The organism is Legionella sp. 39-23 (assembly GCF_001897665.1).
GTDB lineage: Bacteria > Pseudomonadota > Gammaproteobacteria > Legionellales > Legionellaceae > Legionella > Legionella steelei.
Genome location: NZ_MKTO01000019.1, coordinates 64,372 through 77,868 on the forward strand (window position 1 = coordinate 64,372; position 13,497 = coordinate 77,868).

Consider the following 13,497-nt stretch of genomic DNA (forward strand, 5'->3'; position numbering starts at 1 on the left):
TTAATACACTACCATAAAGCACGATCAGAAATAGAATATCCCCCATCAATAGGGATCATGGCACCTGTTATAAAGTCTGCGTTAGAGGAGGAAAGGAAAACAGCTAAAGGCCCGATATCCTGAGGTTGTCCCCATCGACCCAAGGGGGTTCTTTTACGAATTTCATCTCCTCTACTGGTTTCAGGAAGCGAGCCATTAATGGCCGTTTCAAACCAACCAGGCAAAATCGCATTGACTTGAATATTCCAGGGTCCCAGTTCTGCAGCCAAAGCACGAGTTAAGCCCAGTATTGCCGTTTTGGTTGTTGTATAACCTATAGAATGAGGATGGCCAAAAAGAGAATACATTGAGCCAACATTGATAATTTTCCCTTTGCGTTGTGTTTTCATCATCCGAGCAGCATTTTGTGAACAAAGAAAAACAGAGCTTAAATTATTGCTGATTAAGTGTTCCCAACTTTCACGTGACAACTCTGTAAGTTCTTGATCTTCGTAAATGCCCGCATTGTTAATGAGTATATCCAGTCTGGAAAAATGTTTTTTTATCATCTTAAAACCATTATGAATACTCTCTTCAGATGCCACATCCACTTGAAACGGGGTTAAATCATAAGTTTGGGCTTGATTCAGTTTTTCTTGATCGCGTCCCCAAACAATGACAGCAGCCCCTGCTTCTCTTAATGCAACAGCCATAGCAAGACCAAGGCCTCCATTGCCACCTGTCACTAAAGCAACACAATTATTTAAAGGTTTTTCTATTTTCATAGTAATGATGTACCTTTCTAATGGCATTAAAAAAATCAGTAATATCTTCAGGAGTCAATGTTGGTGAAAGAGCAATATCAATGTATGAACTGATATGTTTAAAACTTGCTTGATAAAGACGAGTTATTTCTTCTTTATTTTTAGTTGGAAATAAATAAGCCCAATCCCAGAATCGGCGAACATTGATCTTATGCGGAGATCCTAATGCTTTAGTATCTACTCCTTCGGCACTAAGCGCATCTGCAAACCAGCAACAATCATCAACGCTGCCGTTCACTTGAAGAAGAAGATTATCACCTATAGGACATGCTGCCTCATGCCAGGGGGCTCGTGGCTTTAAATAGCTCAAATCCTCAATTCCCTCAAGAACATAAGCGTAATTGCGAGAAAGTATGTTAAGCCTTCCATCTAATTTTTTGAGTTGACTAAGTCCCAGCGCACCATGAAGCTCATCGAGGCGAAAATTCATTATTGGAAGCAAGGCAACATCAATCTCAGGCCGATGTGTACAATGCTTTTCGTAAAGACACTCATAAGCACCTGATAAAACAACGCACTTAATATAAAGCTCTTTGTCGTTGGTAAGGATGAATCCGCCCTCTCCTGTATTTAAGGACTTATCAGATTGGGTGCTAAACGCACCGGCTACCCCATAAGTTCCTAAAAATTTTCCCATTAGTTTGGAACCCAGGGAAGGAACTGCATCTTCTATAATTGGCACATTATATTTTGCCGCAATTTCTTTAATTTGTGGAAGAGGCGCAGGAAATCCGCGCATATGTACAACCACAAGCGCTTTCATCGATTGGATTTTTTTCTCAAGATCAGCCAAATCCATGTGAAGATTAGAATCCACCTCAATTAATAAAGGCTTTAACCTGGCTTGAATAATGGCACTGGGAGTCGCAGTAAAAGAATATGTCGGACAACCAACCAATGAGTTGTCTGGCAAACCAAGCGCCATCAGTGGAAGTGAGATTGCTGCAGTCCCCGAACTGACGGCAAGTGCATACTCTGTATTAAAAAATTTTTTAAGCTCATTTTCGAATTGCCCTACTTTGGTTTCTTCCAACCGCCGATTATCATAACGAAATAACCTTTTGCTTTTCATCACCTCGATTAAAGACTCAGCATCCTCATCATTAAGAATAACATTTCCTTTATCATAAGTAGGCCAGGGTTTGTTACGAACGGGTTGGCCCCCTTCTATTGCCAATTTGTCAAAAGAAAAAATATTGCTTTTCATGCTAGCTACTCTCATATTCATTTAATCTCTGATTTTGTGGTGTCCTTTTTCCTAAACCACATCCGAAACTTGCATAAAGCTTTATAACCCAAAATAAGTCTTATCATTGCCAAGACAATAAAGCCCTTTACCATTTGGAATTTAGTGCCTGTTCTTATCCAGAAATCGCACACCTCACCTTTTGTTTCTACAAATAATTTTTCGTAGAAAACTACTTTGGGAAGTGGCAAGCCAAAATAATTATTTACATTTTTGCCATGCGTCCCAAAAATGATTGAAGCTCGACGTAAACGAAGTACATCTAGAGTCATGAGTAAAAATAGCAATAGTATCCAACTTGCACGCCGAGAACGTTCTTCTATCCAAAGACAACTAATCTCAATTGGTTGTCTTTTATCAAATCCTTGCTCTTGATAGATCTGTTTTAGTTGAGTTGGGTTTAAGGGAAGAAAAGTGCGATAATGAGGCCCTGAGTTAATACAAAAACCTCCAATCATGTATTCTTCTGAATCGCGAAAAAAAATTCGAACTTTGGAGCATTTAAAATATTCTAAATCAGTACGATTGTGAGCCAGTGCAGCATAATGTTTTTGATAAATCTTTAGTAGATTTTCGCCTTCGATTAATTTTGTTTTTATCATAAAAATCTTTAGCAACACAGTGTTTTTTGATTATAGTACAAAATTTATACATTTCTACAATGCAGGGCATGTGACATTGAATGACGAAACTTATAACATCGAGCGAAATATCGCGACAGGGAATCCCTACAAAAAACTCATTGCTGACCTGATTTCAGCGTGGGCGGCACAGCTAAAGCCCATAACTGGGTCAACACAGAGCTACTCCCCGAAATTAAAGTCACCACTGACGCCATGGCAAGATTGATACAGCTCGTTCAAGATGGCTACGTAAAAATCACGCAATAGGATCAAAAAAAACCGTGGCCTGGTTGCAAGCAATCAGGCTACTACTTAGAAACCCCCAATTAGCCATGTACATTGTAATCAAACCAATTTAAGATTAACTATCTAAATGATAAGGGAAATCAAAACAAGGAATTCGCGCAATACTCGGCATGCTATTAAGCTGCGATAATCCACCCTACTTCGTATTAACATGAGCGTGTATTTAAAAAAGCAGAAAAGGAGTTCATCAATGGAAAATAATCGCCCATGGCATCCATGGACTGCTCGATTGGCTGTTGGAATTATCATACTTCTTCTAACATTTATCGGACTAATTTTAACCAATATAAAAGCTGCAAGCGCGTGGCGGTTCTGGCAAATAACTACGGTCATCATTGCTCTACTTGCTTTGGGATTAAGTTTTTATCTTAAACATCTGCAGAAAACCCCATCCCCAGTTCTCTTTTGGCATGAACTTTTACATTGGTTGGGACTAATTGGTTCAGTTTATATCACCTCGATGTATGTGCGCATAGGAATCATAAGCCCATTTATCGGAACATTAGGTGTACTTACACTACTTGCGCAAGCCATTTTTTTAGCGGGCATCTATATTGAGTCTACATTCCTCTTTATAGGAATCGCACTCGGTTTATTCGCAATAAGTGTTGCCTGGATGGAAACGCATATATTCCTTTTAGCTATTCCTATTTTAATTATTGCCATTGTAGCAATAGCCTATTTTGCACGGCGTAAACAGGAGTAATTCCTGGAAGTTTATCCACAGGTGTAGGTCGGGCCATGCTAAATTGTAGCCTGGATGCAGCGAAGCGGGACCTGGGGTGCACTGCCTGATTTTTTCATCTGCAACCCGGAGTTACTGCTTTGCCTACACCCAGGCTACTTTGACTACCAGCAAAAACTAAGAATCACTTGGTAAGAACTAAACCTAAATCCATTAACTTTGCCGTATTATTAATTTCAATATTTTTTTCCGCAAAAGTTGAGAAATAATAATCGCTATTGAGAAGAAAAGACTAATCGCAAAAGCAATCAGCCAATATTTTCGATCAAGATAAGATATTTCATAAAATATTTTAATCCCTCTGACCACAATAGAATTAATATCGGTGAGAATCAGCAAAGAATACAATGCGATGAGTCCACAAGCATATAAAACGTATAACTTTAAATTTTTTTCTTTTTTATGAACAGTAACAGCCAGAAAATTAACAGTAGTTACTATGACCATGATCGAAAGCATGACCATTTGCAAATCTTCCATTGTGTAACCCGCATACTGCTCCGTAATATACTGGCCTATATAAGAAGCTATCGCGATTAATAATGCAGAAATCAGGACAAATGAAAATAACTCCATTGTAAAATTTTTTAATCGATTAACATTGGCGTTTTTTAAAGCAATGATAAACGATGGTAAGCCAATAGAAAAAACATTAATTAATGCAACTCGCCGTGGTGTTAGTGGAAAATCATAAAAAGTAAAAAACGACATGAGCGTAGTAAAAATAACTAAAAAAGTCTTGGTAAGAAAAAGCTTTGCTACAGCATTAATCGTATTAACGATCTTATTGCCCTCATCAAAAATTTTAGGAAGAAGACTGAATTTGTTTTTTAATAAAACGATGTCGGCTACTTCTTTTGTAATACTGCTTCCTTCCTCCATAGCAATCCCTATGTCTGCTTCTTTGATTGCTGGCAGGTCGTTCACTCCATCGCCAATCATGGCCGTGAAGATTTTGTTTTTTCTAAATAATTGAATAATTCTTAGTTTATGTTGCGGCTTCAAACGAGAAAATATTTCTTTGTCTTTAATTATTTTTGACAACTGTTCGTCGTTCATCTCATCAATTTCACTGCCAGATATCAAATCACTATCCTGGACTTTCCAACCTATCTCATGGGCAACGGCTTGTATTGCAGAAGCATTGTCACCTGACAATATTTTAATCTGTATATTATTTTTTTTGAAAAGATTGATCGCATCCATTACATCCTCTCTCACTTGATCCATGATAGAGATGATACAGATAGGTTCAATTTGCATGGAGTTCATATTTTCTGAAAGAGACTCCAGAGAAAGATTAGATTTTTCGATGCCAAATATCATGTTTCGAAAAACGCTCAATTGTTCCTTTTGAAATAGCACATCAATATGCTTTTTTTCGGAATCATCAATTTTATCTAATAGCACATCATAACCACCCAGAACAAAAGTTACTTTTTTATTATGTAAATGTAAATTTTCATCATGAATGATTAACTGTAACAAACTGAATTTATTTTCAGAGCTAAAAGGGATCTCTCCGGTGATAATGGCATTGGATGCATTAAATCGCTCCAGAGTTCTCAAAGTCGCATTTTTATCTAGTGAAAAATGTGCATAGGTCCCTAAAATTTGTTTTGTCTCCTCTATTGAATAATCATTAGTTAACGAAGTGATTTTGTGTACTGATAGCTTATTTTGGGTAAGTGTTCCTGTTTTATCGGTGCAAACGACTTTAATATTGGAAAAAGCTTCAATGGCATTAAGCTTTTGTATAATCGCGCCAATTTTGCTAATTCGATAAATTCCTAGCGCAAATGTGACCGAAGCCATCAAAATAAGTCCTTGAGGAACTAGCGAAAGCATAATAGTGGCTATTTTTCTAATCAGCTCTACCCGATTTAATTCGGTTTGACTCAATGTCATTTCTAGAAGGATTAATACCAACGCTATTAAAAATAAAGCTTTTACAATAAAGTTTAAACGTTTTTGCAAAGGGGAAACATTCAGTTTAAATTTTTTGGCCAGCTTTGTAATTTCCTGTGCTTGACATTCATCGCCAACCTTTAATGCTTTATAGACTGCTCGGCCTGAAAGGCAATAACTTCCAGACATTAATTCATCATTTATTTTTTTATTAATCGGGGTGGATTCTCCCGTTAATAAAGACTCATCGATTTCTAGTTTCGTAGATTCTATTACGACGCCATCAACCACCACCGGATCACCGCGTTCTAGTAGAATGAAATCATCAATAACTACTTCAGACTGTTCAATGGATTGCTCAGTTCCATCCCTGATAACTTTTATTTCACGCTTCAATAATAAATTAACTTTGTCTAAAGCTTTTTTAGCTTTTATTTCTTCAAATATAGCAATGAATGTATTAATAATGACAATAAAAGATACACCAATAATATCAAAAAATAATCTCTCATCATTTTCTATAAAGAAGAAGGTTGTTAAAAAAATAATAATTGCAAATATGACTATATTAAAAACCGAAAAAATATTCTCAATAAATATTTCAGTGATTTTTTTAGTTTTTGTCGTAGTAGGTACGTTTTGTTTACCTTGTTTTATTCGCTCTTCTACTTCATGAGCTAACAATCCTCTTATCATCTCTTTAAATCCTTGGGGTAAATTCTTACTTTGAGAATTTTCGAAGCTCTTGCCTTCTCTATTTCCGCATCAAATTCAGGAAATTCAAAACGCTCTCCTTCTTTAGGAACATACCCTAGGCGCTGGAAAAATAACCCATTCAAAACGTCGATGTCATCTTCAACATCAATCTCTCGACCAAGTGCTTGTTCCAAAGAATATATTGAGCAATTCCCTGACACAGAGAGGCTTCCATCCTTATTTAATACCCAATCCACTTTAGTTCGATGAAACTCATCTTTAATTCGTCCAATAAGCACCTGCAATAAATTATCCAATGTAACAAATCCCAAAATGGTATTCTTGCCACTATAAATAAGTGCAAAATGAGGCATCCCTTCACGAAACTGGCGCAATAGGTCTAAAGCAGGAACACGGCGTGAAACTTTTAGAACGGGTCTAATAAGTGGCATTAAGTTTTCTATTTCGGATTTTCGATAAATGATGGGAAGAATATCTTTTACATGAATAATCCCAATAATATCTTTTTTATCAGGGTCATATACTGGATAACGACTGTAACGATGCTCCAAGATGATATCCATCATCTCACTGATTGGTTGACTTAAATTAATCGTGACCATTTCTTCGCTAAAACGCATCACTTCTGTGACTTTTAGATCGGCAAAATCAAGAGTATGCTCGATGATATCAACCTCTTCCTCAGTCAGCTCACCATGAAGATGGCTTGCATTTAAAAGCAGCTTTATTTCTGCTGTCGAATAAAAATACTCACCTTGGTGGACAGCATCTAATTTAAATAGTTTTAACAAAAAATTAGAGCACGTATTGAGAGCCCAAATTGCTGGATACATAAGCCAATAAAAAACATACAAGGGCAAGGCAGTCCATACTGATACTCGTTCTGACTGACGAATAGCCAGCGATTTAGGCATGAGTTCACCAACAACTATATGAAGAAAAGAGATAAACGAAAATGCGACAAAAAAAGCAATTACTGTCGTCAGTTGCGGCGAGTTAACACCAACAAGGACTAAAAGTGGTTCTATTAAATAAGCAAAAGCAGGCTCTCCAATCCAACCGAGTCCAAGAGAGGCGAAGGTAATACCTAACTGACATGCTGATAAATATGCATCAAGATGTTGATGCACATGGAATAAAATTTTTCCTCGTAAACCATAAATATTTTTAATAGCCTCTACGCGAGTTGCTCTAAGCTTTACCATGCCGAATTCAGCTGCCACAAAAAAAGCGTTCAGTAAAACCAATATCAAAGCGAGCAAGATCAGTAAAAAATTAATCACTTAACTGTCCTTTAAATTTAATCTGAATGAACATGGTTTCACTGTCTACACTTATTCATAAACACCTTGGCTGATGGTACACCAACAACTGCTAATACGCCAAATTCAGCGGAGGATGGGCTGATAGGCTCCTCATATTATAAAAGAGAAATAGAAGTAGTAAATCTCAATGGACATGTTACAGAGTAAAGATTAGCTGGGCTTAACAGCCTCTACGCTTGCAACTTTTTCTAGTAGCTTTCTTCAGAAAATATTTATAATAAAATCAATTGGTTGTGCTTTTATTTACAATTTTGACCTGTGCCTTCATTGCCTCTCTAAGCTTTTGTACAAGAGTATCTACTGTTTCAGAACCATGTACTCTCATTGTATATATTATGATAACAGCATCATGTGGCCCGCAAACAACATATATATATGCTACATCAAGCTTATCTCCTTGCGCAGAATAGCGTTTAACAATACGATAACCTTCGCGGTATCCAGAATTGTCTTTCTTGCCATTTTCTAAGACAGTAACCTCCGTTTCTTTTTTCATTGTATTAGTTACACTATCCAAGGTTAAAGTAATAGGATCAAATGATGGATTAAGGAGGTTTTCGTCAGGTTGGTCTGAGTTAAAAGTTGTTGAAGAAAGCGTAATAAATGTGAAGTTACCATGAAAAAATATGAAGGGTTGATTAGGATTGCTAGAGTCCTTTTGTTCTTTTTCTCTTTTTAAATCATTAGGCAAGGTCACAACTAAACTAATGTGATTATCTCCATTGAGGGGAAATGTTAATTGATGCTCCGAATCCGTATCCGCTGTATTATGCAAAAAACTTGGAGTTGTCTTGACTAAAGACTCAACACCTTCACTAAATAAGCTAGCACTAAACAATAATGCCCCTAAAAATAATCCATAATGCAGCCTAAACATAACCATTAAGTCACCATCTAGCCAGCTTAATAACATTTTAAGTATAGTTAATAACCGGGTGAAGTACTTCTTATTACAAAAAAATAATGAATGCTATGTTGCCAGTGAATCTCAAGCAAGCATACAGATTAAGCCTGCACTACGCATGCTTCAAAATCCTTCTTAAAGCCACCTGAATAAGGTCAAATTTTAACCCAAAAGCTATAATTAACATATAGTCTGCTTGGAAATGGAGTCTCAAAATGCCTGAACTACATGAAATTATTGATGGAGATGACATCACTGCGCATTACCTGGATGAAGACATAACGAGAGATTATCAAGAAAGAATGAATGAAACATTTAAAATATTTCGTTACAACCATGAAGTATATGCAGTTCGTTATGATGAAACCGATCCGATTGATTCTATTTCGATGTGGAGAAGCCACAAAGGAGAGAATATTAGTACACCCAAAGACAAAATTGGACAAGGAGAAGAAGGAACTGTATACGGAAAAACACCCGATAAAGCGATGAAAGTATCTAAAGGAGGAGGAAGAACACAAAGACATGCCACAGAAACTAATTTGGAAATTTTAAGGCAACAATTTGTGCTTAACGAAAAAGATATTGAACAACACTTCGTTTTAGGATTATGGAATATTAAATCACCAGAAAACGTATATTTTTATATGCCTAAAGTTGAATCAGCAAATTTTAACAGAAACAATGATAAACCTAAGGTTGAAAAATTTATTCTCGCCCTTAAGGAGATGAATGATTTAGGTTACTGGCATAGGGATTTAGCTAATAATCCCTTCCATTACAGCCTTCAAAATTTATTTGTAACAACAGAAGATATAAAAACCATTGATATGGATGCTGGTTTTGCTTATAACGATGGTGATTATGATAGCCGTCGAGTTGTGTTTGGTAGAGATCAGTGGATATATGTATATAACCGCATCTATCCCCCGCATGATGATTTTGATGAAATAGTTCATTGGGAACATTTAGTCGATCGTTGGTACGATGAACATGAAGGACAATGTTTATCAGATCACCCAGAAGAACTACTTAAAATGTATGAGAATGGCGAACTGTCATTGCCAAAAAAAATTGTCAACGATCTACATAAGGATTTCGCAAGCCAAGGTGTTCATGAGTATTTATCAGGAAAGGTAAAGGAAAGAAAACATGCTCGAGAAGTTAGTGCTTATCATTTTTTTACTAGCCCCAAACATCAAGAGGCATATGAAGGCTTAAAAGGCGACGCTCTAAAAAGAACGATTCTTAATGAGCTTAAAGTATCTTTGTCGGATATTACAACGAAAGATGCATTGAAGAAAAAGAAAGCTGCTTTTTTAAAATCCCCTGAAATGGAAATTCTCGATAGACCTCAAGGAAAACCAACAAAAGTCTTAGGATTAAAAACAGATTCTCACAAAGCAGTTGATAAAATATTTAAAGAAGCGGAAAAACGAATAGATAATCCGGGATTAAAGATGTAAGAAAATATAGTAAAACCTGGTTACGCACTGATGCTACGAATATGAAGTACGTTGGGGATTATTGCTGCCCCAACTTACCTATCTAAAACCTTAATAATAGGCCACTATTCGCGCCCTAAAATTCTGTTGATGATAGCAGTAGCTTGATTGTCACAAAGTATGGCATTGGTTTCGGGCACAATCACACAACCTATATTGTGACAAACTTGCTGAGAATCCAAGGCATCGAGGCACAATTTTACTCCGTTCTGAATCAAAGAGATTGTCTGAGTCAAATTCTGGTCATGCTCATGGTTCGTCACTCCTTTATATTGATCTACTAATTCAGCTAATCCTTTTAATGTTTTTTGACGGGCAGTTTGATGTTGTGCTCGTAGTTTACATAGATCTTTTGCTAAATCATGAGTTTCATTATCCGTCATCACCTCATTTGTATCTGCAATACATTGATCAAGACTTAAACGAATTTGATCATTATCAGCAGGAATAATTGGATTATTGGAGCCATTGTAAGAGTTATTGTCTGCGAAAACCGTGGTTGTTACAATTAAAAGAACACTTGCGGCTAATGCTGTGATGCTCATAATAGTCCTTGATTATATTGATTCCAATGTTGATATTATTTAAATGATAGACTGGAAATATTTTTTTGGCTCATATAAATGATGTGTGAGCATTCACCTCCCTCCTACTTGCTATACTAAAAATAAATCCGTTATAGCCTTTGTTGGGAATCAAAATGAAAATCGCAGTGATTTTGCTAGGCATGGAATATACTGACATTCCCTTTGGCCACTTACATCAGCTTGATAAAATTGGCATTGCAAATATTATTATATTGCTCAATAAGGATGAATTTAAGAAGGCCCATGCAACCGAGTTTGTGTTATTTGATCATACAAAGCCCCGAACAATTATAGAGCATTATCAGTCTCAAAGTGACCGACTAAGAATCGAGGTGATAGATACCGGATCAGCGACAACAGAGGAAGAAAAATTAGATTTTTACCTGCAACATGCAGATGGACAATATAAACTCAATCTTTTTCTTTGTAAGGAATCAATGCCCTGGGTAAGTGAAGAGTTAAGCGCTAAACCACCAGTAATAGAAACTACTGAATATTCATTTATTCCCTTTTTTAAAAGCACAGATCGAAAAAAACTACCTTTATTTCACCCCCCTTGCTCCTCAGAGCATGCGATTAAACTCTTGCAAGATGAGACAAACCCTTGCCTTTGCTATAAAATACATTTTTTCGATCTGTTGCATTATCAATGGTTATTTAATATTTTTGTTGAATTAATCAGCCTTAAAATAAAATTGCATGAGGAGAAAAACGCTGAATTTTTACCTCAGTTACGTAAGTTAGTTAAAGAATTCAATAAAAATATAATCAATTTGGAAAAGGCCGAGATTGCCTTTGAGAAAACACACAAAAAAGCATATTTCACACTTGATAAGCCCAAAGCAATCACCCTGCACCGACATGCTAAAAATGTGGAAAACAAGATGAAACTCGATGATGATCTACCTAAATTAATAGGTAAACTAATCGAACTCTATGACAAATTAGCATCTCAGGAACATCTTGATCTTTTACATGAGAAGGATGCCCCCCCGCTCAAGTGAGTTTGATAGTTTCTCTTCCGGAGTTGGCTCACTATAACCCGATAAAATATCCCTTCTTATAGATAAAATATTTTTCATACATTTATCAGAAAGATGCAATTCTTGTTCTAGTAATGAAAGGCCAACGCCCGCTATATTTAAGACCACATCTTTAACTAAAACGGATAAACTGCTGTTTGTATCAAATGCCGACTGAAAGAAGAGGCACGAGTTACTCGTGTACTGATTTAAAACCATCTTGATTGCTTTTTTTAACTCAGCAACTTGTTTACGCAAACTCCCAGAAATACCTAATTCCTTGTGAAAATTCATTAAAGCGACCACCGAAGGTTGCAAAGCAAGTAATAAAACAACATCAACATGACCTTTTTCCAGAGCTAAGCGGATTGCAGAATTATTCCGGACTGCTGAGTCAACTTGTGTATTTTCCAATAGGCATTGAACAATAGTAAAATGTCCTTCTTTTGCTGCATCGCACAAAACATTTTCGATTTGCATTGCATTGCTGTACTTAATTAAATATTTAACTATATGTGCATGTCCACGGCTCACAGCCCAATGCATTATATAATCGGTACTATTTGGGCCAATGTATTTATGTTCAGTAAGGAATCGAATGACATCTAAATTGCCGACTTGAGCTGCTTTAATAGAAATTGCCTTGACTACGAGACTAGAGTTTAAAGCTTCAGGAGATATATTGAGTTCTTTAAGCCAACCGTCTACATCTTTTTTTAATTGACTATTTTGAGGTTGGCTTAGACGTTGTGCTAAAGGTAATTCGGCTTTTTCCTGCATTTTCTTCTCCTAACATTAGAGGTTAAATCTTCGAGTGAGAGGTAAAGAAAAATACAAGTCATCCTGAGCGCTGATGCAAATACAAACAAAGGTTAGCTACTATTGCTGCATCAGCAATAACTCCTAACACATCATTTACTCTTACCTCAGCGACATTACCCGTTTAGTCATTAATACTCGGCATGGCCATTTCTCTAGTCCTTGATGAGAAGATAAGTCGCTTGGTTTGCTCCTTTAATTAACATCAGCAAACCAATGTAAATGTAAACGAATTATATTTATTTGTATATTTTAAAAATCAATTAAATAATCCATTAGCCTATACCTGTTTGCCGGAGAGAGAATAAAAATTAATTCGCTAAACAGGGCTTGAACAACCCAGTCTATGATTGCATGTTGTATCAATCAACACGCTGCGCCCCATTTAAAACCAATCTCTTGTGTCAAAGTTAATTAAAACTAATAATAAATGGCTCGGCGGTTTTTTTCGGGGGATTATATTGAAAACGATTCGTATAATTTAAATTTTTACCATAAACATGCAAGGAAATCGCTACAGAATCAGATGTATTAACGACACTATGAATATCGTTAGGGCTAAAACCAATCACATCCCCAGGAAAACAGGTAATGCTCTTATTCTGTTTCTTGATATCAGCATACCCAGGTTGCGTGCCATCATCCATACGCATCCAAGAATAATTTTCCTCTATACCCACGACACAACCCACTACTCCCCAAGTGTTATGATCATGTGGCGTAATTTCCCGTCCAGGCTCCCAAGCAACTAAATTAACGGCCAAAGTATGATCGGGTTCTTCAAAAATTAACCAGGAAGTAAATCCGTTCACTGGATCAACAGTATAAAAATGTTCCTCAAGCCATTCTGTTTTTTTAACCCAATTACTTAGGACAATTGAAACCTTCTCAATATTGTACTGATCATCATGCTTTAAAATATTTATTTGCCTAAGTTCCTGGATCAAAGGCTTTAACCCTGAAGGAGTATGATAATTCATAATATTT

Annotated in this window: 12 protein-coding genes; 3 read left to right on the top strand and 9 right to left on the bottom strand. The window is 36.4% G+C overall.

Going from position 1 to position 13,497, the window contains the following annotated elements; genetic code table 11:
- Positions 1–8 precede the first annotated feature (8 nt).
- The 3 genes from BGO44_RS09135 to BGO44_RS09145 are packed head-to-tail and all read right to left on the bottom strand — an operon-like array spanning position 9 to position 2,651.
- Positions 9–764, bottom strand: a complete 756-nt coding sequence (locus BGO44_RS09135) for an SDR family NAD(P)-dependent oxidoreductase (RefSeq protein WP_273199950.1) — start codon at positions 762–764, stop codon at positions 9–11.
- Positions 739–2,010 (bottom strand): DegT/DnrJ/EryC1/StrS family aminotransferase, encoded by a 1,272-nt coding sequence (locus BGO44_RS09140; RefSeq protein ID WP_273199948.1) that lies wholly within the window; start codon positions 2,008–2,010, stop codon positions 739–741. The genes BGO44_RS09135 and BGO44_RS09140 overlap by 26 nt, the downstream gene beginning before the upstream one ends.
- A 17-nt stretch (positions 2,011–2,027) precedes the next feature.
- Entirely contained in the window at positions 2,028–2,651 is a 624-nt protein-coding gene (locus BGO44_RS09145) for a hypothetical protein (protein WP_273199945.1), read from the bottom strand.
- Between the two features lie 517 nt (positions 2,652–3,168).
- On the opposite strand from BGO44_RS09145, the gene BGO44_RS09150 reads away from it, so the two are divergent.
- Entirely contained in the window at positions 3,169–3,684 is a 516-nt protein-coding gene (locus BGO44_RS09150) for a hypothetical protein (protein ID WP_273199943.1), read from the top strand.
- A 192-nt stretch (positions 3,685–3,876) separates the two neighbouring features.
- Here BGO44_RS09150 and BGO44_RS09155 read toward each other — a convergent pair whose 3' ends face one another.
- The 3 genes from BGO44_RS09155 to BGO44_RS09165 all read right to left on the bottom strand — a co-directional run bounded on the left by BGO44_RS09155 (position 3,877) and on the right by BGO44_RS09165 (position 8,556).
- Positions 3,877–6,315, bottom strand: coding sequence for an HAD-IC family P-type ATPase (locus BGO44_RS09155; RefSeq protein WP_286823077.1), 2,439 nt, complete (start codon positions 6,313–6,315; stop codon positions 3,877–3,879).
- 8 nt (positions 6,316–6,323) lie between these two features.
- Positions 6,324–7,631 (bottom strand): hemolysin family protein, encoded by a 1,308-nt coding sequence (locus tag BGO44_RS09160; protein ID WP_058509977.1) that lies wholly within the window; start codon positions 7,629–7,631, stop codon positions 6,324–6,326.
- A 265-nt stretch (positions 7,632–7,896) separates the two neighbouring features.
- Positions 7,897–8,556, bottom strand: a complete 660-nt coding sequence (locus BGO44_RS09165; protein ID WP_157070705.1) for a hypothetical protein — start codon at positions 8,554–8,556, stop codon at positions 7,897–7,899.
- A 236-nt stretch (positions 8,557–8,792) separates the two neighbouring features.
- Here BGO44_RS09165 and BGO44_RS09170 point away from each other — a divergent pair, with 236 nt between their 5' ends.
- Positions 8,793–10,043 carry a Dot/Icm T4SS effector gene (locus BGO44_RS09170; protein WP_273199938.1) on the top strand — a complete coding sequence of 417 codons (1,251 nt, stop codon included), beginning with the start codon at positions 8,793–8,795 and terminating at the stop codon, positions 10,041–10,043.
- 104 nt (positions 10,044–10,147) lie between these two features.
- Here the strand turns inward: BGO44_RS09170 and BGO44_RS09175 are convergent, their stop codons facing one another.
- Positions 10,148–10,627 (bottom strand): hypothetical protein, encoded by a 480-nt coding sequence (locus BGO44_RS09175; protein WP_058509974.1) that lies wholly within the window; start codon positions 10,625–10,627, stop codon positions 10,148–10,150.
- A 155-nt stretch (positions 10,628–10,782) separates the two neighbouring features.
- On the opposite strand from BGO44_RS09175, the gene BGO44_RS09180 reads away from it, so the two are divergent.
- Entirely contained in the window at positions 10,783–11,673 is an 891-nt protein-coding gene (locus tag BGO44_RS09180; RefSeq protein WP_058509973.1) for a hypothetical protein, read from the top strand.
- Here BGO44_RS09180 and BGO44_RS09185 read toward each other — a convergent pair.
- Both BGO44_RS09185 and BGO44_RS09190 read right to left on the bottom strand, forming a co-directional pair.
- Complete coding sequence (locus tag BGO44_RS09185) at positions 11,641–12,471, bottom strand: ankyrin repeat domain-containing protein (protein WP_273199936.1); 831 nt, start codon at positions 12,469–12,471, stop codon at positions 11,641–11,643. The genes BGO44_RS09180 and BGO44_RS09185 overlap by 33 nt on opposite strands.
- A 449-nt stretch (positions 12,472–12,920) precedes the next feature.
- A complete protein-coding gene (locus tag BGO44_RS09190; protein WP_273199934.1) occupies positions 12,921–13,490 on the bottom strand; it encodes a cysteine dioxygenase family protein in 570 nt (189 codons plus the stop codon).
- Positions 13,491–13,497: the final 7 nt, after the last annotated feature.